This is a genomic window from Bacillus sp. V59.32b, from assembly GCF_003429085.1.
Lineage (GTDB): Bacteria > Bacillota > Bacilli > Bacillales > DSM-1321 > Peribacillus.
The window spans coordinates 57,830-80,101 of sequence record NZ_QVTC01000020.1; the positions used below are offsets into that span (position 1 = coordinate 57,830).

At 43.8% G+C, this 22,272-nt stretch carries 15 protein-coding genes and 1 pseudogene; 14 read left to right on the top strand and 2 right to left on the bottom strand.

The window, feature by feature from the left end:
• The first annotated feature begins 20 nt into the window (after positions 1 to 20).
• The 4 genes from speE (at position 21) to argS (ending at position 4,213) form a co-directional block, all read left to right on the top strand.
• On the top strand, positions 21 to 848 hold the full coding sequence (speE, locus tag D0463_RS06385; protein WP_117306347.1) for a spermidine synthase: 828 nt from the start codon (positions 21 to 23) through the stop codon (positions 846 to 848).
• A gap of 23 nt (positions 849 to 871) precedes the next feature.
• The gene (gene speB, locus D0463_RS06390) at positions 872 to 1,750 is read left to right on the top strand and encodes an agmatinase (protein WP_117306349.1); all 879 of its coding nucleotides are present in this window, start codon (positions 872 to 874) and stop codon (positions 1,748 to 1,750) included.
• Positions 1,751 to 2,097: 347 nt separating this feature from the next.
• The gene (locus tag D0463_RS06395) at positions 2,098 to 2,538 is read left to right on the top strand and encodes a YwiB family protein (RefSeq protein ID WP_117306351.1); all 441 of its coding nucleotides are present in this window, start codon (positions 2,098 to 2,100) and stop codon (positions 2,536 to 2,538) included.
• Positions 2,539 to 2,542: 4 nt separating this feature from the next.
• Complete coding sequence (gene argS, locus D0463_RS06400) at positions 2,543 to 4,213, top strand: arginine--tRNA ligase (protein WP_117306353.1); 1,671 nt, start codon at positions 2,543 to 2,545, stop codon at positions 4,211 to 4,213.
• 44 nt (positions 4,214 to 4,257) lie between these two features.
• Here the strand turns inward: argS and uvsE are convergent, their stop codons facing one another.
• The gene (uvsE, locus tag D0463_RS06405) at positions 4,258 to 5,214 is read right to left on the bottom strand and encodes a UV DNA damage repair endonuclease UvsE (protein ID WP_117306355.1); all 957 of its coding nucleotides are present in this window, start codon (positions 5,212 to 5,214) and stop codon (positions 4,258 to 4,260) included.
• A gap of 29 nt (positions 5,215 to 5,243) precedes the next feature.
• Positions 5,244 to 6,443, bottom strand: coding sequence for a cardiolipin synthase (gene cls / locus D0463_RS06410; protein WP_117306357.1), 1,200 nt, complete (start codon positions 6,441 to 6,443; stop codon positions 5,244 to 5,246).
• A gap of 135 nt (positions 6,444 to 6,578) precedes the next feature.
• Between cls and D0463_RS20375 the strand changes: the two are divergent.
• The 10 genes and pseudogenes from D0463_RS20375 to D0463_RS06455 form a co-directional block, all read left to right on the top strand.
• A pseudogene (locus D0463_RS20375) lies at positions 6,579 to 6,734 on the top strand (IS5/IS1182 family transposase); the annotation flags it as partial.
• A 537-nt stretch (positions 6,735 to 7,271) separates the two neighbouring features.
• On the top strand, positions 7,272 to 9,371 hold the full coding sequence (locus tag D0463_RS06415; RefSeq protein WP_117306359.1) for a heterodisulfide reductase-related iron-sulfur binding cluster: 2,100 nt from the start codon (positions 7,272 to 7,274) through the stop codon (positions 9,369 to 9,371).
• Between the two features lie 269 nt (positions 9,372 to 9,640).
• Positions 9,641 to 10,831 carry an acetyl-CoA C-acetyltransferase gene (locus D0463_RS06420; protein ID WP_117306361.1) on the top strand — a complete coding sequence of 397 codons (1,191 nt, stop codon included), beginning with the start codon at positions 9,641 to 9,643 and terminating at the stop codon, positions 10,829 to 10,831.
• A 34-nt stretch (positions 10,832 to 10,865) separates the two neighbouring features.
• Positions 10,866 to 11,717 (top strand): 3-hydroxybutyryl-CoA dehydrogenase, encoded by an 852-nt coding sequence (locus D0463_RS06425; protein WP_117306363.1) that lies wholly within the window; start codon positions 10,866 to 10,868, stop codon positions 11,715 to 11,717.
• Between the two features lie 30 nt (positions 11,718 to 11,747).
• Positions 11,748 to 12,884 (top strand): acyl-CoA dehydrogenase, encoded by a 1,137-nt coding sequence (locus D0463_RS06430; RefSeq protein WP_117306365.1) that lies wholly within the window; start codon positions 11,748 to 11,750, stop codon positions 12,882 to 12,884.
• A gap of 244 nt (positions 12,885 to 13,128) precedes the next feature.
• Complete coding sequence (locus D0463_RS06435; protein WP_117306367.1) at positions 13,129 to 14,271, top strand: acyl-CoA dehydrogenase; 1,143 nt, start codon at positions 13,129 to 13,131, stop codon at positions 14,269 to 14,271.
• A 111-nt stretch (positions 14,272 to 14,382) separates the two neighbouring features.
• Positions 14,383 to 15,036: a TetR/AcrR family transcriptional regulator gene (locus D0463_RS06440; protein WP_117306369.1), complete on the top strand. Its 654-nt coding sequence runs from the start codon at positions 14,383 to 14,385 to the stop codon at positions 15,034 to 15,036.
• On the top strand, positions 15,033 to 18,299 hold the full coding sequence (gene icmF, locus D0463_RS06445; protein WP_117306371.1) for a fused isobutyryl-CoA mutase/GTPase IcmF: 3,267 nt from the start codon (positions 15,033 to 15,035) through the stop codon (positions 18,297 to 18,299). The genes D0463_RS06440 and icmF overlap by 4 nt, the downstream gene beginning before the upstream one ends.
• A 538-nt stretch (positions 18,300 to 18,837) precedes the next feature.
• Positions 18,838 to 19,401, top strand: a complete 564-nt coding sequence (rpoE, locus tag D0463_RS06450) for a DNA-directed RNA polymerase subunit delta (RefSeq protein WP_117306373.1) — start codon at positions 18,838 to 18,840, stop codon at positions 19,399 to 19,401.
• Between the two features lie 275 nt (positions 19,402 to 19,676).
• Positions 19,677 to 21,284: a CTP synthase gene (locus tag D0463_RS06455; RefSeq protein ID WP_117306375.1), complete on the top strand. Its 1,608-nt coding sequence runs from the start codon at positions 19,677 to 19,679 to the stop codon at positions 21,282 to 21,284.
• The last annotated feature ends 988 nt before the right edge of the window (positions 21,285 to 22,272 follow it).

The following is a 22,272-nucleotide window of genomic DNA, read 5'->3' on the forward strand; positions in this document are numbered from 1 at the left end:
AATAGAAAGGATGGATATGAATGGCTATTTGGTTTACAGAAAAGCAGACGGAGAACTTTGGAATTACGATGAAAGTGAACCGGACTTTACATACTGAACAAACGGAATTTCAAAAGCTTGATATGGTAGAAACGGAAGAATGGGGAAATATGCTTCTTCTTGACGATATGGTCATGACCACGAAAATAGACGAGTTTGTTTATCATGAAATGGTTGCGCACGTTCCGCTTTTTACCCATCCAAATCCTGAGAATGTCCTTGTTGTCGGAGGAGGGGATGGGGGCGTTATCCGTGAGATCTTGAAGCATTCGAGCGTCAAAAAAGCTACTTTAGTAGATATAGACGGTAAGGTCATTGAATACTCAAAGAAATTCCTTCCCGAAATCGCCGGCAAGCTTGAGGATCCCCGTGTCGAAGTAAAGGTTGATGATGGATTTATGCATATCGCCAACAGTGAGAATGAATACGATGTGATCATGGTTGATTCCACTGAGCCGGTTGGACCGGCCGTCAATTTATTTACAAAAGGGTTCTATGCAGGCATTTCTAAAGCATTGAAGGAAGATGGCATCTTTGTTGCCCAAACCGATAACCCTTGGTTTAAAGCAGATCTGATTACAGAAGTGCAAAGAGATGTGAAAGAAATCTTCCCGATTACCCATTTGTATTTAGCCAATATCCCGACATATCCAAGCGGTTTATGGACATTCACGATCGGTTCAAAAAAATATGATCCGCTTGAAGTAAGCGAAGATAGATTCCATGAAATCGAAACGAAGTATTACACAAAAGAGCTTCACAAAGCTGCATTCGTACTTCCAAAATTCGTTCAGGATTTAATTAAATAACAAGAGGAAGAGGTGGACATGCTATGCGCTTTGATGAAGCATACTCAGGCAATGTGTTTATAAAAAGCCACCCGGATTTTGAAGAATCCGAAGCAGTCATATACGGGATGCCGATGGATTGGACAGTTAGCTATCGGCCGGGATCCCGTTTCGGTCCGACAAGAATCCGTGAGGTATCGATTGGACTTGAAGAATACAGTGCATACCTTGATCGTGATCTTGAGGAAGTAAAATATTACGATGCCGGAGATATTCCGCTACCATTCGGGAATCCCCACCGTAGTCTGGATATCATTGAAGAGTTTGTTGGCGGTATTCTCGATGCAGGCAAGTTTCCGCTTGGAATAGGCGGCGAACATCTGGTTTCCTGGCCGGTGATGAAGGCTGTTTTCAAAAAATATCCCGACCTGGCCATCATCCATATGGATGCCCATACAGACCTGCGTGAGCATTATGAAGGCGAACCGCTTTCCCACTCCACGCCAATCCGAAAAATCGCCGAGCATATCGGGCCGGATAATGTCTATTCTTTTGGCATCCGGTCAGGCATGAAGGAAGAGTTCGAGTGGGCGAAAGAAAATGAAATGCACATTTCTAAATTTGAAGTCCTTGAGCCGTTGAAAGAAATTTTGCCGAAGCTAGCGGGCCGGCCGGTCTATGTGACGATCGATATTGACGTGCTTGACCCGGCCCATGCTCCTGGTACAGGCACAGTTGACGCAGGCGGCATTACATCGAAAGAATTACTTGCTTCCATTCATGAAATCGCGAAATCGGACCTAAAGGTAGTCGGCTGTGATTTAGTGGAAGTGGCGCCGATCTATGATGTTTCTGAACAAACGGCTAATACAGCGAGTAAATTGATTCGTGAAATGATTTTAGGCTGGGTTCAAAAGCGATAAACTTTGTGGATAAGAGACTGATCCTGAATCATCAGGACAGTCTTTTTTCTAAGATTAGGAAAGTATTATTTTTAAAATTTTGACTGATGTCCAGCTGCAGCGCCCAGCCCCTCGGGTCATAAGCCAAACCACTGTGGTGACTGGGGAACTGCCTCCTCGCGGTTTGTCTTATGCCTGTCGGACTTGCCCAGGATGGGCTGGCATCGACGTTTGCCACACGATGTGGCAGGTCTTAGTCGATGTTCCTTACTTGCAGGGCGCTTACGCTTTTCTAACGATAAGTTGAAACTTTAGGGAAGAATATTTATACTTATAAAGTTATAGTTCTATTTAAGGAAGTGTGGCATATGACTATGCAAAACACCGATAAACAAGATGTTAAAGTGAAATTGAATACGAAAATAAGCAACGGTGATGAAACAGATACATATGAAATTGTCACTTCTGGTACAACATTCACTAAAGGAAATGCTTTGTACCTGCAGTATACTGAAGAAGACGATAACGGAAAAACGTATACAACCCTTAAATTTAAAGAAGCAGACGCGTTGTTAATGCGTAGTGGCGTTGTAAAGATGCGGCAGGTTTTCAGCCTCTCTGAAGTTACGAATGGCCATTACGAAAGCATATACGGCACAATGGCGACGCAAACGAGAACAAAATTAATCAGCCATCTTTGGGATGAGAAAAAACGTGAAGGAAAGTTTCTATTCGACTATGAACTTTTCATGCAGGGTAACTTGCTTGGCCAATATGAAATGGTAATCACTTATAAGGAGGTAACGTAATACGATGAACGTAGTGAAGCAGGTTCAGGATAAAATAAAGCAGGAGATCATAGCGGCAGTGGTAAAGGCGGGTTTGGCAACAGAAGAAGAGATTCCTGATGTAATATTAGAATTACCGAAGGAGAAGGAGCATGGCGACTACTCCACCAATATGGCTATGCAGCTGGCGAGAGTGGCTAAGAAAGCGCCTCGCATGATTGCGTTCGGCATTGTCGAACATTTTGACCGTTCGAAAGCTTCGATTGAAAAAATAGAAATCGCAGGCCCCGGTTTTATTAATTTCTACATGAACAATAAGTATTTAACGAAACTGATCCCAGCCATTTTGGAGGCGGGGGACCGTTATGGCGAAAGCGATTTTGGAAACAATCAAAAGATCCAGGTCGAATTTGTTTCCGCCAATCCGACAGGCTCCCTCCACCTTGGACACGCCCGGGGCGCAGCGGTCGGCGATTCCTTATGTAATGTGCTCGCTAAAGCCGGCTACGATGTATCCCGGGAATATTACATTAACGACGCCGGAAACCAGATAAACAACCTGGCCTTATCTGTTGAGGCGCGTTATTTCCAAGCCCTTGGCATCGAAAAGGACATGCCCGCTGACGGCTATCATGGAGCGGATATTATCGGCATCGGTAAAAAGCTCGCCGAGGAGTATGGCGATAGATTCGTAAAAGAAGACGAGAAGGAACGCTTCGACTTTTTCCGAGAGTACGGCTTGAAATATGAAATGGAAAAGTTGAAGACGGATCTCGAAAACTTCCGCGTCGGCTTTGACGTCTGGTATTCGGAGTCTTCCTTGTACGAGAACGGAAAAATCGACGCAGCCCTCGCCACCTTAAGAGAACACGGCCATATATACGAAGAGGACGGCGCCACCTGGTTCCGCTCGACGGAATTGGGCGATGATAAAGATCGCGTGCTGATTAAACAGGATGGCTCGTATACGTATCTAATGCCGGACATTGCTTATCACCGCGATAAGCTTGAACGCGGCTTTGAGAAGCTGATCAATATTTGGGGAGCGGACCATCACGGCTATATTCCGCGTATGAAAGCCGCGATTGAAGCACTGGGTTATAAACAAGAGCAGTTAGAGGTCGAAGTGATCCAGCTCGTTCATCTATATAAAGACGGCGAAAAGATGAAGATGAGTAAACGTACCGGTAAAGCGGTAACGATGCGGGATCTGATTGAAGAGGTCGGCCTGGATGCCACACGTTACTTCTTTGCGATGAGGAGTGCGGCTACTCATATGGACTTTGACCTGGATCTGGCCGTATCACAGTCCAATGATAACCCAGTCTACTATTCTCAATACGCCCATGCACGTATATCAAGCATCCTGCGCCAGGGTCAGGAGCAGAACATTAGCTATGAAGGTACACAGGATTTTTCGCAAATTTCCTCGGAAAAGGAAATGGAACTGCTGAAGAAGCTTGGGGAATTCCCTCAGGCAATTGCGGAAGCGGCAGAAAAACGCATGCCGCATCGGATGACGAATTACATTTTTGATCTTGCCTCCGTGTTCCATAGCTTTTATAATGCTGAAAAAGTACTGGATGCAGATAACGTTGAAAGAAGCAAAGCGCGCCTGGGATTAGTGAAAGCTGTACAAATCACGCTCAAAAATGCGCTGTCGTTAATCGGCGTATCCGCTCCGGAAAAAATGTAACGCAAACAGGCTGTTTCTCGTTTAGAAGAAACAGCCTGTTTTTATCATTTTAATTCAATTGTTCCTCCGCCTATTCTCTTAACGCCCCGAATCTTTGCCAGATCCCCAATCAGCTTTAGCATCGCTTGATCCTTCATTTTCGCTTCGACCATGAAATCGACGTCCCGTTTCAAGACTTTCAGTACTTGTACTAAAGGCATAATAAATTCAATATCCACAAAATCTGCATGGGAACGGAATTCTTTCTCGGACTTCGGTGAGGAAATATGGATTTTAGGATATATACCTGTATGGTCCCATGTTTCAAAAACGAGCGGAAGAAGCTCTTCAAGCGGCATTTCTCCAGGATTGGCCATATGGTGATGATAATCAAATGCCAAAGGAATTCTCTCGCGCTGGCAGATCGTCAAGGTTTCCTCGGTCGTGTAAGTCTTATCATCGTTTTCAAGCGTCATTCTTCTTTTCACATGTATGGGGAGCTGTGTAAGGTTTTCATGGAATCTAGCAGTAGCAGACGATTTATCCCCGTATGCCCCTCCGACGTGGATATTGATAAAAGAATGGTCATGCACACCCATGGCTTCAAGCATTTTGTAATGAAACTCCATATCTTTAACAGCATTTGCGGTAATAGACGGATTGGGACTTGTAAACAGAGTGAACTGGTTGGGATGGAAGCTTACTCGCATATGATGGCGTTTAATCCATTCCCCCAGACCCTGCCACTCGGTGCGAAAAGGAGTGAGAAAGTCCCATTGAACTTCAGGATGCGTAGCGAGTGGTACGATCGAGCTTGACAGTCGGTATACATTTATTTCATGGGCCGAATTGTAATAAAGGATTCGAAGGGTATTCGCAATATTTTGTCTCGTGACATCATAGAGCCTTTGCATGCGTTTTTCCTTTTCAAGCTCGCCGTATCTTTTGAATGTTAACGTTCGCGAAGGTGTTGTCTCCCAGAGAGAAGTGGCGGTTGAAACATATCCCAGGCGTATTTGCATGGCAGTCTCCTTTTTCCGGGTAATGAGTCTTATAGAAACGGTGAGATCGTATAAGCGATTGATTCTTTGAACATACGGACAGGATTAGGCGCTGTAATCATTTCCATCGTTAAAGGTGAGGAATGAAAGATATCGTAATCCAGTTCTTTCTTAATATCTTCAATGCATGCTTTATCATAAATTAAGCAATTCATTTCACGGTTCAAAAATAAAGAACGCCTATCAAAGTTTGCCGTGCCAATGTCACAAACTTTATCATCAATCAGAATGATTTTCGAATGATAAAACCCTTTTTCAAACTGCATGATTTTTGCTCCTTCTTTTAAAAGAACCCGAAAAAAAGGATAAGATGCTTCCTGGACAAAAGGATGATCGGCTGTTTTTGGAACAATCACAGTCAACTCAATACCCCGTGACATAGCTTTTCTTAAATCCGAGAAGAGTTTCCTGCTTGGAATGAAATAAGGCGTTCCAACTATGATTCTTTCATTTGCCGTTGAGATCATTTCGGAAAAGGCTTTTTCAAGGAATATGCCATCGGTGGGTAAGAACTGATGAAGACAAGCCCCTTTTTTTAAGGACGGAAAATACTGCTGACTACTGCGGTGATCCTCTCCTGTCGCGCGAAACCAATCTTCAAGATACTCGTACTGAAGATCCTGTACTCCCTCTCCGATAACTTTTAAATGGTAATCCCGCCATGGGCTCAGCTTGGAGTCTTGGTCAATGTATTCCTTGCCGACATTGTAGCCGCCTAAATAACCGATCTCACTATCAATGATCGTTATCTTCCGGTGATTCCGTTTATTAAGAGAATAAAATAAATAAGGAAACCTCAGGCTGTTTGTAAACGCGAATCTTACTCCATGTGCTTTTAAATCGGAAATTATCTTTTTACTGACTCGATGCCCGCCAATCCGGTCAATCATTAATCGGACTTCAACCCCGGTTTGCGCTTTTTCCTTCAATAACTGAAGGAATGCCTTGCTAAATTGATCGTTGGAAACGATATAGAATAGGATATGTACATATTTTTTCGCATCCTGTATTTCGTGAAAAAAATCGTTGAACAGCCTTTTTCCATTTGTATATAGCTGGATGTCGCTTTGGCGTTTAGGTAAATTTTTCTTAACAACTCGACGCTTATGCCTTCTCCGTCCTAGATAAAAATCGAGTGGCAACCAGACGAGGAAACATATGATAACGACGCCAATCGTTATTGTAATCATCTAGATCATCCTCACCTTTACTCTGGGGTTATATCTATTTTGTACAAAATCATCATCATAATCCATTCATGTTGAAATAAACAGTAATACAGAAATGAATAGATGAAAATCAGGATACCTGAATCAATTTCATAAATTTCACCCTTAGAGCCTACCCAACGATTTGAAGCTGTTTTTTCAGCTATTGATATCGATCCAATCTTCGCTGTGGTATCCAAGAAATCACGTTTGGGAGACCTGCCTGAGCTAAACTATGCGGCAATGATTTATTCCTTGATCGTATTAATGCTCAGTTAAATCAACAACAAGCTGCCTAACATATAGGCTGTGTCAGTACTCACTCTTGATTTCCAAACCGGTTGCTTTTCGCTGCAGGCGGCGACTCCTCGAAAATGCTACGCATTTTCTCGTGCGGTGTCTATTCTAGGATGATCACTCAATGTCCTGCGGGAAAAGCGTGGCCAGGTGAGACCCCGCAGGAGCGAAGCGACGAGGAGGCTCACGGACCGCCCGCGGAAAGCGTCCGCCTGTAGCGGAAATCAACAGCGAAATTCAACAGGTACAACTAAGAAATTTTTTGAGTACCTAATATTCTGTTGGTTTGTATTTCTTTATAAAAAGGAATTATGAAATTGATTCACCTACATAAAAAAACTTCCGATTAAAAAAAAGATAGCGAGACGAGCAAGAAATAAGTTGACTGAATGCTCATTCATTATATAATGTAATTAAATCAAATTCAGAAAAATGTCACTGTTTCTAATTTTAAAGCATTTGAAACGGAGTGCATTTTAAGACCAGCATATGCAGAGAAAGGAGCGCAAGATTATGAATGCGTTACTATGGGTAAACTTAATTGCGTTTTTGCTTGTAACCGCTTACGCTATCAGTTTGTTTGTCTATTTAATCAGGACAAGAATGGCTTATATCAAGCTTGGGAAGAAAGCAGAATTCGATAACCGTGTAAAAGAACGGCTCGAGAAAATTTGGGTCAATGTATTTGGCCAAAAGAAGCTGTTAAAGGATAAGAAGAGCGGAACCATTCACGTCGTGTTCTTCTATGGTTTTATTCTCGTACAGTTTGGTGCGATTGATTTTATTATAAAGGGAATTAAACCGGGTGCACATTTACCATTCGGACCTTTGTATCCTGCGTTCACGTTTTTCCAGGAAATCGTCACTCTGACTATTCTCGTCGCAGTTGCGTGGTCTTTTTACCGCCGCTATATTGAAAAGCTTGTCCGTTTAAAGCGCGGCTTTAAATCTGGCATAGTCCTGATTTTACTCGGTGGATTAATGCTTTCCGTCCTTTTGGGAAATGGAATGAGCATGATTTGGCACGGACATGAAGCAACTTGGACAGAGCCTGTTGCTTCGGGAATCGCCTTTCTTTTAGGATGGATGGGACCGACCGCCGCCACGGTTGTATTCTACATGGCATGGTGGATTCACACGATTTTCCTATTCACCTTCCTAGTCTATATACCGCAGTCCAAGCACGCGCATTTAATTGCAGGGCCTGTCAACGTCTACTTTAGTCGCCTGGATAATCCAGGGAAGCTTAAGGCGGTTGATTTTGAAGATGAATCCCAGGAATCCTTCGGTGCAGGAAAAATAGAAGACTTTAACCAGTTACAATTGATAGATTTATATGCCTGTGTGGAATGTGGGCGCTGTACGAATATGTGCCCGGCCTCCGGAACAGGGAAAATGCTGTCCCCGATGGATATCATCATTAAGATGCGTGACCACTTGACTAACAAAGGGGCTGCCATTACAGCAAAACAGCCTTGGGTACCGACATTCGTATTCGGAAATACACAGGGCAACCAAATCGCTTTGGCAGGTGCCGGACAAGGCGCCCAGGAATCAGCGGCGGCTGTTGAATTCAACCAGGCCTTAATCGGCGAAGTCATCACAGAAGAAGAGCTTTGGGCTTGTACGACTTGCCGTAACTGTGAAGATCAATGTCCGGTCATGAACGAGCATGTTGATAAAATCATCGATATGCGCCGTTACTTAGTGCTTACAGAAGGTAAAATGAACCCGGATGCGCAGCGCGCGATGCAAAACATCGAACGCCAGGGCAACCCGTGGGGACTTAACCGCAAGGAAAGAGAAGACTGGAGAGAACTCCGCGACGATGTCGTCGTGCCAACAGTCAAGGAAGTGAAAAAGGCTGAAGAAGACTTTGAATACTTATTCTGGGTCGGTTCAATGGGTTCTTACGATAACCGCAGTCAAAAGATCGCATTATCCTTCGCTAAGCTTATGAATGAAGCAGGCGTGAAGTTCGCGATTTTAGGAAATAAAGAAAAGAACTCCGGGGATACGCCTCGCCGTTTGGGTAACGAGTTCATCTTCCAGGAGCTAGCAGCGAAGAACATAGAAGAGTTTGAGAAAAATGAAGTGAAGAAGATCGTAACAATCGATCCTCACGCATATAATATTTTCAAAAATGAGTATCCTGATTTCGGTTTAGAAGCGGAAGTGTATCATCATACAGAGCTGCTTGCAAAGCTCGTTAAAGAAGGAAGGCTTGTACCAAAGCATCCGGTTAATGAAACGATCACTTTCCATGATTCCTGTTACTTAGGGCGTTATAACGAAGTATATGACGCACCGAGGGATATTCTGAATGCGATCCCGGGAGCGAAGCTTGTTGAGATGGAACGCAATCGTGAAAATGGCATGTGCTGTGGTGCCGGCGGCGGACTGATGTGGATGGAAGAAGAAACGGGACACCGTATCAATGTAGCCCGTACCGAGCAAGCGTTAGCCGTAAGCCCATCTGTCATCAGCTCAGGCTGTCCTTATTGCTTGACGATGATTACAGACGGAACAAAAGCAAAAGAAGTGGAAGAAGACGTGAAAACATATGATGTAGCTGAGTTATTGGAAAAATCGATACTTGGCGAAGCTTCTTAAGCTTTAACAAACGATTCTTTTCATAAGAAATGCCTATATCAAGATGCCTGCTTCCAAAAATGAAATATTTATTTGAAGAAGCAGGCATTACTTTTTCATGGAAATTTAACTTAGGAGTTAAACTTTTTCTAATTTTCATATAAGATATAATAAAGCGCTTACATTAAGGGTATTTTTTTATTCTTACATTTTGAGCGAGCGTTCAGTCAATTTAGGGTTAAGTTTTTTATTTACATAGAAACTTAAAGAGAAATTAAAGGAGGAGCTATATGGCTAGAACAGCTATTGTCAGTGGAGTAAGAACGCCTTTTGGAAAATTTGGCGGGGGGTTAAGCAGCTTGACTGCATCCGAACTCGGCGGGATTGCTATTAAAGAAGCGTTACAACGGGCAGGTGTAGATGGCAGCCAGGTAGATGAGGTAATCATGGGAAATGTGCTTCAGGCAGGGCAGGGACAGATCCCTTCGCGCCAGGCTTCAAGAAATGCCGGACTTCCATGGGAAGTGAAAACAGAAACGATCAACAAAGTTTGTGCCTCAGGGCTGAGAAGTGTGACGCTGGCTGACCAGATTATCCGCCTGGGTGATGAGGAAGTTATTGTGGCTGGCGGCATGGAATCAATGAGCAATGCTCCTTATATAATGCCTAAAGCGAGATGGGGAGCCCGCATGGGAGATGCCGTGATGAAAGACGTAATGATTCATGACGGTCTAAGCTGCAGCTTCACTGGCGTGCATATGGGGACATATGGCAACAGTACGGCCGAGGACTTGGAGTTGTCGCGCGAAGATCAGGATAACTGGGCATTCAGAAGCCACCAAAAAGCCATTGCCGCTATTGAAGGTGGTGTCCTTGCCGAAGAAATTATATCTGTCCAGGTTCCAGTCAGGAAAGGTGAACCGGTAACGGTTAAGAACGATGAAGCGCCGAGAAAGGATACTTCCGTTGAAAAGCTTGCTAAGCTTGGACCAGCTTTTAATAATGAGGGTACGATTACTGCCGGTAATGCACCTGGTGTCAATGACGGGGCAGGAGCACTAGTGCTTATGAGCGAAGCAAGAGCGGAAAAAGAAGGAAAAACTCCTTTTGCTTATATCATTGGACATGCAGAGATTGCTGTGGAAGCTAAGCATTTCCCTAAGACCCCTGGACTTGTCATCAATGAGCTGTTGAAAAAAACAGGTAGGTCATTAGAGGAAATTGATTTATTTGAAATCAATGAAGCTTTTGCAGCTGTTGCCCTCGCCAGCGGGAAATTGGCAAACGTAGATCCTGAAAAAGTGAACGTAAATGGCGGGGCGGTTGCGCTTGGGCATCCGATTGGGGCCAGCGGAGCACGGGTGATTATTACGCTCATGCATGAATTAAAACGGCGTGGCGGCGGAATCGGGATTGCGGCAATCTGCAGCGGTGGCGGCCAGGGAGATGCTATTTTAATCGAGGTTCCGAAACAAGCTTGATAGATTGCCAATTTTCCAGAATGGAGGAGCATTCATGAAGATTGCAAAAGTAATGGTGATCGGCGCCGGACAAATGGGCTCGGGAATCGCCCAGGTATGCGCGATGAACGGGTATGAAGTTATTTTGCATGACTTAAAGCGAGAATTTGTTGAACGGGGACTTTCAATTATTAATAAAAACCTTTCCCGGCAAGTAGAAAAGGGAAAGATGGCAGAGCCAGATAAAAGCAATACACTGGCTAGACTGACGCTTTCCACAGATTTAAAAAATGCATCTGATGTGGATCTTGTCATTGAAGCAGCGGTAGAAAATATGGAAATCAAAGCGAAGCTGTTCAGTGACCTGGATGAAATAACACCGGAACATACCATCTTAGCTTCCAATACTTCATCGCTGCCCATCACCGAAATCGCAGCAGCGACCAAGCGGCCTGAGAAAGTGATCGGGATGCACTTCATGAACCCAGTCCCTGTCATGAAGCTAGTCGAGATCATCCGCGGGCTTGCCACAGCCGATGCCGTTTATGACGCCATTGAAGATATGTCGAAAACGCTGAATAAAGTCCCGGTTGAAGTGAATGACTTTCCCGGCTTCGTCTCTAACCGGATACTGATGCCGATGATAAATGAAGCCATTTATACAGTATACGAAGGGGTCGCTTCCAAAGAAGCGGTCGATGAGGTGATGAAGCTGGGCATGAACCATCCGATGGGCCCGCTGGCGCTTGCAGACTTCATCGGCCTGGATACGTGCCTCTATATCATGGAGACGTTACACGAGGGCTTTGGAGACGATAAATACCGGCCGTGTCCATTGCTTAGAAAATATGTAAAAGCAGGCTGGCTCGGCAAAAAATCCGGCCGTGGTTTTTACGAATACAACTAATCTCGTAAATAGGCATCCGGGAGGCACTTTATGAATTTTACATGGAATGAAGAGCAGAATATGATGCGCAAAATGGTGCGCGATTTTGCGGAAAGCGAAATAGCTCCCTTAGTTGGAAGGATGGAAGGCGGTGAATTTCCGAGATCGCTGTTGAAGAAAATGGGCGGGCTTGGCTTGATGGGGATACCGGTTCCTGAACAATATGGCGGTTCGGAAATGGACTTCACCTCTTATATCATTGCCATCCATGAGATCTCCAGGGTAAGTCCTGCTCTAGGGGTGATTCTTTCCGTTCACACATCTGTGGGAACCTATCCTATTCTTTATTTCGGCAATGAAGCACAGAAGCAAAAATACGTACCAAAGCTTGCATCGGGAGAGTATCTCGGAGCTTTCTGTTTGACGGAACCGAGCTCAGGATCGGATGCGGGCGGCCTCAAATCAAAGGCTATTAAAGTCGGAGACTATTATAAAATCAACGGCTCCAAGGTTTTTATCACAAATGGCGGAGAAGCAGAGGTTTACATTGTTTTTGCCTCCACGAATCTGGAGGCAGGGAGCAAAGGGATTTCAGCCTTTATCGTTGATAAGGACACGAAGGGCTTAATCATCGGCAAGGATGAACACAAAATGGGCCTTCACGGTTCACGTACGGTGCAGCTGACGTTTGAGGATATGATGGTTCCTGCTGAAAATCTGCTTGGTAAAGAAGGAGAAGGCTTCAGGATCGCAATGTCCAATCTTGAATCCGGCCGCATCGGGATTGCTGCACAGTCCTTAGGAATCGCTGAAGGCTCCTTCGAACATGCTGTCCGTTATGCGAAGGAAAGAGTACAGTTTGGAAAGCCAATCAGTGTACAGCAGGGCATAGGCTTTAAACTGGCGGAGATGGGGACGGCTATTGAAGCTTCCAGGTTACTAGTTTACCAGGCCGCCTATTTAAGGTCACAGGGACTGCCATGCGGAAAAGAAGCATCTATCGCAAAACTGATGGCCTCAAAAACAGCAGTTGAGGTATCTACGGAAGCCATCCAGGTGTTTGGCGGCTACGGCTATACAAAGGAATATCCGGTGGAGCGCTATTTCCGGGATGCGAAGGTTACGGAAATCTATGAAGGCACAAGCGAAATCCAGCGGATCGTTATCAGTAAACATCTCTATAATTAAATTCCTATTATCCGGGACTTCCAAAATAAGTGGAATTTAGGTTTCACTTAAATCAGGTCCATTTTCGCTTAAAACAAGCATCGTTTTGCTTGAATCATCGGAGTTTTCGCGTGAATGGGTGGTACTTTCACTTAAATCATCACTTTTATCGCTTTAATTGCCTACTTCGCGCTAGCAGAGGCTTACTCAGAAGATGGCGATTTCAAACAGAGCCTATATTTAACAAAGACAGGGGATATGGATCATGCAATTTAAACTGACCGAAGAACATGAAATGATTAGAAAAATGGTTCGCGATTTTGCCAGAAATGAAGTCGCGCCTACAGCTGCTGAAAGAGACGAAGAAGAACGCTTTGATCGTGATATTTTTGATAAGATGGCCGAGCTCGGTCTCACTGGTATCCCATGGCCGGAAGAGTATGGTGGTATCGGCAGTGACTATCTTGCCTATTGTATTGCGATTGAAGAATTGTCCAAGGTTTGCGCATCCACAGGAGTAACGCTATCGGCACATACTTCGCTTGCGGGCTGGCCGATTTATAAATTCGGCTCTGAAGAACAAAAGCAAAAATACCTGAAGCCAATGGCTCAAGGCGAAAAGATCGGTGCTTATGGTTTGACAGAACCTGGTTCGGGCTCTGATGCGGGCGGTATGAGGACATCTGCGAGATTAGAAGGTGATCACTATATCTTAAATGGCTCAAAGATCTTTATCACGAACGGCGGAATCGCTGATACGTATGTCGTGTTTGCGTTAACAGATCCGGAATCCAAACAAAAAGGCACAAGTGCGTTTATCGTCGAAAAAGACTTTCTGGGCTTTAGCGTAGGAAAAAAGGAAAAGAAATTAGGAATCCGTTCATCACCTACAACCGAAATTATTTTTGAAGAATGCAAGGTACCAAAAGAAAACCTGCTTGGCAAAGAAGGGGAAGGCTTCAAAATCGCGATGATGACACTTGACGGCGGCAGGAACGGGATTGCAGCGCAGGCTGTTGGAATTGCACAGGGCGCTTTAGATGCCGCTGTAGACTATGCAAAAGAACGTGTGCAATTCGGAAAGCCGATCGCCGCTCAACAGGGAATCGGCTTCAAGCTTGCCGACATGGCCACAAGTGTGGAAGCAGCAAGGTTGCTGACATATCAAGCAGCATGGCTTGAGTCAGAAGGACTTCCATACGGGAAGGAATCAGCCATGTCAAAACTGTTTGCCGGAGATGCGGCTATGAAGGTAACAACAGAAGCCGTCCAGGTTTTTGGAGGCTATGGTTACACAAAGGACTATCCAGTTGAACGCTACATGAGAGACGCAAAAATTACGCAAATCTATGAAGGAACCCAGGAAATTCAAAAACTGGTTATCTCGAGAATGATTACGAAAGATTAATCATCCAGGCAACCTGCCAAACGAAAACGTTTTGGCAGGATGGCCTTTTCACAGTCTTCGAACTATACTTCCTCAAAAAATGCACCGTTTAAGCAATAAGGTGGGTGACGTATGAAAAAAAGAGAAATCCATGCTTCCGTAAAAGATGAGAAGCTTGTTAGCAAGCGGCGTGAACAAATGATTAAAGGAGCCGTTAGCTTATTCAAAGAAAAGGGATTCCACCGGACCACAACAAGAGAAATCGCCAAGGCAGCCGGTTTTAGTATCGGTACACTTTATGAATATATCCGTACAAAAGAAGATGTTTTATATTTGGTCTGTGATTTTATCTACGATGAAGTAAAAGACAGACTACAAAAAGACCTGGAACAAAGTGTCGGCACGATGGAAAGCTTGAAGTTGACGATTTCCTATTTCTTTCAGGTAATGGATGACATGCAGGATGAGGTGCTTGTCATGTACCAGGAAGCCAAGTCGTTGACAAAGGACGCGCTTCCTTATGTATTAAAAAAGGAAATGGAAATGGTTCATATGTTTGAACTGGTTATTACGCGTTGTGTAGAAAATGGCGAATGTTATTTATCGGAGCGCCAAATACGCCTGCTTGCACACAATATTTTCGTCCAGGGACAAATGTGGGGGTTTCGCCGTTGGGCCCTTCAAAGAATGTACTCACTTGAAGAATATATCGAACTGCAAACGGAATTGCTTATAAACGGAATGTATTGCAACCAAGGGCACTACCATAAAGGAGGAGCGATATGAGTACAATTAAGGAATATAAGCCGAAAAATCACGTTCGTTTTGTAACCGCTTCCAGTTTGTTTGACGGACATGACGCATCGATCAATATTATGAGGCGGATTTTGCAATCAAGCGGAGCAGAAGTCATTCACCTTGGTCATAACCGGTCTGTGGAAGAGGTAGTCAATGCCGCGATTCAAGAGGATGTTCAGGGCATTGCGATTTCGTCTTATCAAGGCGGGCATGTTGAATATTTTAAATACATGTATGACTTATTGAAGGAGAAAGGAGCAAGCCATATACGTATTTACGGTGGAGGCGGTGGAGTCATCATCCCTCGTGAAATTAAGGAGCTCCACGATTATGGAATTGCCCATATTTTTTCACCGGAGGATGGAAGAGTCAATGGCCTTCAAGGCATGATTAATCTGATGCTGGAGGAATGTGATTATTCAACAGTACAGTCATCGCTCCAGGAACGTTTCGATAAATTGCTTGCCGGAGAAACAGGAACGATAGCCCAGTATATTACTTTTGCTGAAAACAGACAGGATGCAGCGGCTGAAATGGCAGCAGCGACTGAAAGTCTGCTTGAGCAAATCAAGACATCCGAAAAAAACGTACCGGTTATCGGGATAACGGGTACAGGCGGGGCGGGAAAAAGTTCACTGACTGATGAACTGATCCGCCGTTTTCTAAATGAAATCCCTGAAAAGAAACTTGCCGTCCTCTCTGTTGACCCGACAAAGCAAAAAACAGGTGGCGCGTTATTGGGAGACCGCATCCGGATGAATGCGATTTTCTCTGACCGGATTTATATGAGAAGCTTGGCGACCCGGCTTTCGAAGAGTGAACTGTCGCTTGCAATGAAGGATGCCATCTCCGTCGTGAAGGCGGCCGGATTTGATTTGATTATTGTCGAAACAAGCGGAATCGGTCAGGGTGATGCTGGCATTACCGATATTTCCAACGTATCGATGTATGTCATGACAAGTGAATTCGGAGCGCCATCACAACTGGAAAAGATCGATATGATCGACTATGCCGACTTAATTGTTATAAACAAATTTGAGCGTAAAGGCTCAGAGGATGCGAAGAGGCAGGTGCAAAAACAATATCAAAGAAGCCATTTGTTGTTTGAACAGGCTCCGGATGAACTGCCTGTATACGGTACAATCGCTTCCCAATTCAATGATCCCGGAACGAATGCTTTATTTGCGGCATTGATTGAGAAAGTAAATGAAAAAGCAGGGACTGACTGGGTGGCATCGTTCTCCAAGAAAGCTGAGGTCAAGAAACAAAATATAATTATCCCAAACGAGCGCCGTTATTATTTGCGGGAGATTACGGAGGCGGTGCGCAATTATCATAAGCAAGCAGAAGAACAGGTCCATCTTGCCCGGAAGTTGTTCCAGCTTGAAGGAGCCATTGATGCTGTTAAAGAAACAGGGACAAAACAAGAAATCCTTTCTGTACTGGAAACATTAAAGGATGGGGCAGCTTCTAAGCTTTCTGGGGAGTCAAAAAAGATACTTGATGGCTGGGCAGCCTTTAAAGAGCAATATTCAGGAGAGAAATTTGTTGCGAAAATCAGGGACAAAGAGATTATTACCGAATTGAAAACAAAAAGCCTTGCAGGACTCATGATCCCCAAAATCTCGCTTCCTAAATTCGTCGATTACGGTGAAATCCTGCGCTGGGTATACCGGGATAATGCTCCGGGACATTTTCCGTATACAGCCGGAGTATTTCCGTTTAAACGTGAGGGCGAGGATCCAAAGCGACAATTTGCAGGAGAAGGCTCCCCCGCCAGGACGAACCGTCGCTTCCATTATCTTTCAAAGGATGATGAGGCAAAACGTCTTAGTACGGCTTTTGATTCCGTGACATTATATGGAGAAGACCCGGATTATCGGCCGGATATTTACGGAAAAGTCGGCGAAAGCGGCGTCAGCATTTGCACATTGGATGACATGAAGAAGCTATATGACGGCTTTGATCTTTGTCTTCCTTCCACCTCCGTTTCGATGACCATCAATGGTCCGGCACCGATCATTCTGGCAATGTTCATGAATACGGCCATTGACCAGCAGGTCCAGAAAAAAGAAGCAGAGCTAGGAAGGGTATTAACTCCAGAAGAATTCACCGAAATCCGTGCTTATACACTTCAAACGGTTCGCGGTACCGTTCAGGCTGATATTTTAAAAGAAGACCAGGGACAAAACACATGTATTTTTTCGACTGAATTCGCATTGCGGATGATGGGTGATATCCAGGAATATTTCATCGACCATAAAGTGAGAAACTATTATTCCGTTTCGATTTCGGGCTACCGTATCGCCGAAGCAGGAGCCAACCCGATTTCGCAGCTGGCCTTCACGCTTGCCAATGGGTTCACCTATATCGAGTATTACTTAAGCCGCGGGATGAATATCGACGATTTTGCTCCGAATCTTTCATTCTTTTTCTCTAACGGACTCGATCCGGAATACAGCGTAATCGGACGTGTAGCGAGAAGAATCTGGGCTACGGTGATGCGTGATAAATACGGCGCCAATGAGCGAAGTCAAAAGCTTAAATATCATATCCAGACATCAGGCCGTTCGCTGCATGCTCAGGAAATTGACTTTAACGATATCAGGACGACACTTCAGGCGTTAATGGCGCTCCAGGATAACTGTAATTCACTCCATACGAACGCTTATGACGAGGCGATCACAACGCCGACACAAGAATCGGTTCGCAGAGCAATGGCGATTCAAATGATTATTACGAAGGAGCACGGATTATCGAAAAATGAGAATCCGCAGCAAGGTGCCTTTATCATCGAGGAGCTGACCGATTTAGTAGAGGAAGCGGTGCTTGAAGAATTCGACCGCATCAATGACCGCGGCGGTGTACTCGGTGCGATGGAAACACAGTACCAACGCGGAAAGATCCAGGATGAATCGATGTACTACGAGATGAAAAAGCATTCGGGAGAGCTGCCGATTATTGGCGTGAATACCTATCTGAACCCGAACCCTCCTTCTGAGGAAGCGATGAATAGCATGGAAATCGCTCGTGCGACCAAGGAAGAAAAGGAAGGGCAGATCCAAAATCTCCGTGAATTCCAAGAGCGGAACCGATCTCACTATGAAGCGGCGATCAATCGCCTGAAGCAGGCCGCAGTGAACGGTGAAAATATTTTTGCCGAATTAATGGAATGCGTAAAGGTCGCAAGCCTCGGACAAATCACTCACGCGCTTTACGAGGTTGGCGGACAATATAGGAGGAATATGTAACATATCTGAAAAAGGTGCTGAACAACAAAAATAGTGGTTCAGTACCTGCTTTTTAATTAGATCAAGAATAGAAGTCGCATTTTTTTTGAGGAATGGTATATTTTACTTATAATAATCAATAAAAAAGGCTATAATGATAGTTCCATTGTTTTAGAAGTGTCCGTTTGGAGTGATGAAAAATGAATATGAAACATGTGAGAAACGGCATTTTTTGTTTAGCCGCTCTTTTTATCCTTTATAAATTCTATGATTATGCATTGGGTGCTGTTTCTTTTTTGCTATTATCTATTTTCTTTTTCTGGATGTCCTATCGCCAATGGAAAAACGGTCGCGTTCAATGAGCGAAAAGTAAAGAAAACTCGGTGAAAAAACGTTGGAAGATTGAGATATGTCTGGCATAAACCTATTTTAATTGTTTATAATGAATAGTATGTCTGGCAAGAATTTCAATTTGACACGCAAGAATCTTTGTTAAGATTATTTTTTTATGTAAAAAACACAATATATGTGTTTGGAATAGAGAAAGGAAGTGCAGAGCTTGAGTTTAAAAAAATACTCAAAAGAGCAATTATCAGAAATGTCACTTTTAGAAATCGCTTATGAATTGCTTGCTGAAAAAAAGCAGCCGGTTTCTTTTAAGGACTTAATGGCTCAAATCTCAAAATTACAGGGTCTTTCGGATGAAGAGATAAATAAAAGAATCTCTCAATTCTATACGGACCTTAATGTCGATGGCCGCTTCACTTCACTGGGAGAAAATCGTTGGGGTTTAAAGGCGTGGTATCCTGTCGATCAAATTGAAGATGAAGTCGTTCACGTTGCCAAACCGAAGAAGAAGAAGAAAGCGAAGAAAGCGGTTGTGGAAGATATTGAGGATGAAGATGACCTTGATTTTGAGGAAGAAGAACTCGAAGAAGACGATCTTCTCGACGATGATGATGATTTGATTGATATAGACGTGGATGAAGATGATGAAGAAGACTTCGATGAGGATCTTGAAGAAGATTTAGTTGATGAAGAAGCTGACCTTGCTGAATTAGATGACGAGGATGACGAAGAAGACGAAGAAGACTCGGAGGATACCGACGAAGAGAAGAAATGATAAGTTTCTCTGACGCTCTTGACTTTTTAAGTCGGAATTTGTAAAATCATTTTTGGGCTCCTTAAAAAAGGACACGTTGATAAAATACAGCGCTCCCTTACTTTTGTAAGAGGAGCGTTTTTATTTTTTTAGTACAGATAACGCCCTCCTAATGAGCTTATTTTAGTAATGATTTTTCGTTGTAGGGAAAAACTACATGAATATCCAACAAGGTCTGATTTTCTAAATAATCGGTCCTTTTGTTAGTCATAAAGATAAAAGAGGGGGAAAAGACAATGACAAAATATATTTTCGTAACAGGTGGAGTCGTTTCTTCATTAGGAAAAGGAATAACGGCAGCTTCTCTTGGAAGGCTGTTAAAGAACCGGGGGTTGAATGTGACCATTCAAAAATTCGACCCGTATATTAATGTGGATCCCGGGACAATGAGCCCGTACCAGCATGGGGAAGTCTTCGTAACGGACGATGGGGCAGAAACCGACCTGGATTTAGGTCACTATGAAAGATTCATTGACATTAATCTTGGCAAGCACAGCAATGTAACAACAGGAAAAGTTTATTCCACCGTTTTAAGAAAAGAGCGACGCGGTGATTACTTAGGCGGAACCGTACAAGTTATCCCCCATATTACCAATGAAATTAAAGAGCGTGTATTCAGAGCCGGGCATGAAACCAATGCAGACGTTGTCATCACGGAAATCGGGGGAACAGTCGGCGATATTGAGTCCTTGCCATTCCTTGAGGCCATCCGTCAAATCAAGAGTGACATTGGCCGCGATAATGTGATGTACATTCATTGCACCCTCGTTCCATATATTAAAGCAGCCGGTGAAATGAAAACGAAGCCGACCCAGCACAGTGTGAAAGAGCTTCGCAGCCTGGGCATTCAGCCGAATATTATCGTAGTCCGTACAGAAATGCCAATATCCCAGGATATGAAAGACAAAATTGCCTTATTCTGCGATATTGATACAAAAGCAGTCATTGAATGCCAGGATGCCGATACTTTGTATTCGATTCCTTTAGCGCTGCAAAAGCAAAAAATGGACCAAATCGTCTGCGATCACTTAAAGCTGGATTGCCGTGAAGCGGAGATGAGTGAATGGAAAGAGCTCGTCCAGAAAGTTACCAACCTTTCAAAGACCACTACAATCGCATTGGTTGGGAAATATGTTGAACTTCAGGATGCGTATATTTCGGTTGTAGAAGCGCTTAAGCATGCTGGCTATACGTTCGATTCAGATATTAAAATTAAATGGGTCAACGCAGAGCATGTTACCCGTGAAAATGTGGACGATTTGCTCGGAGATGTTGATGGAATTCTTGTACCGGGCGGGTTCGGTGACCGCGGAATTGAAGGAAAAATCTCTGCGACAGAATATGCGCGGATCAATAACAAACCATTCTTCGGCATCTGTTTAGGCATGCAGCTCGCCTCTGTAGAGTATGCACGCCATGTATTGGGCCTTGAAGGCGCCCACTCATCAGAAATCAATTTTGAAACCCCGGATCCGATTATTGACTTGCTTCCTGAACAGAAGGATGTAGAAGACCTTGGCGGAACACTACGTCTCGGTTTATATGCTTGCAAGCTAACAGAAGGATCGAAAGCACATACCGCTTATCAGGATGAAGTAGTGTATGAACGCCATCGCCATCGTTTTGAATTCAATAATCATTACCGTCCGGCCATGGAAGAGGCAGGATTTGTATTCTCTGGTACAAGCCCGGATGGACGTCTCGTGGAAATTATTGAAATCAAAGACCACCCATGGTTTGTTGCTTGTCAATTCCATCCTGAATTCACGTCAAGACCAACACGTCCACAGCCGTTGTTCCGCGATTTTGTTGAAGCGTCTCTAAAGTACGGAGAACAGCAGTAATTTTATAAAAGCAAAAAACGCTTGGCGCAACTTGACCAAGCGTTTTTTATATGAAGAGCTAGTATGACTTATCAACTGTCATCGAGCAAATTAGTGTAATTGTTCGTGAATTCTGATGTCGCTCGTAAATTTGCGTAAACGCTCATATATTCAGATGATCGCTCGTAAATCTGGGTAAACGCCCATATATTGTGATGATCGCTCACAAATCTGGGTGAACGCTCATATAGTCTGATGATTGCTCGTAAATTTGGGTGAACGCTCATATATTCAAATAATCGCTCACAAATCTGGGTGAACGCTCATATATTCGGATAATCGCTCGTAAATCTGGGTAAACGCTCATATATTCAGATGATCGCTCGTAAATCTGGGTAAACGCTCATATATTCTGATGATCGCTCGTAAATCTGGGTGAACGCTCATATATTGTGATGATCGCTCACAAATCTGGGTGAACGCTCATATATTCGGATAATCGCTCGTAAATCTGGGTGAACGCTCATATATTCAAATAATCGCTCATAAATCTGGGTGAACGCTCATATAATCAGATGATCGCTCGTAAATCTGGGTGAACGCTCATATATTCAGATAATCGCTCATAAATCTGGGTGAACGCTCATATATTCAAATAATCGCTCACAAATCTGGGTGAACGCTCATATATTCAGATAATCGCTCGTAAATCTGGGTGAACGCTCATATATTCAGATGATCGCTCACAAATCTGGGTGAACGCTCATATATTCAAATAATCGCTCACAAATCTGGGTGAACGCTCATATATTCAGATAATCGCTCACAAATCTGGGTGAACGCTCATATATTCAAATAATCGCTCACAAATCTGGGTGAACGCTCATATATTCAAATAATCGCTCATAAATCTGGGTAAACGCTCATATAATCAAATAATCGCTCACAAATCTGGGTGAACGCTCATATATTCAAATAATCGCTCATAAATCTGGGTGAACGCTCATAT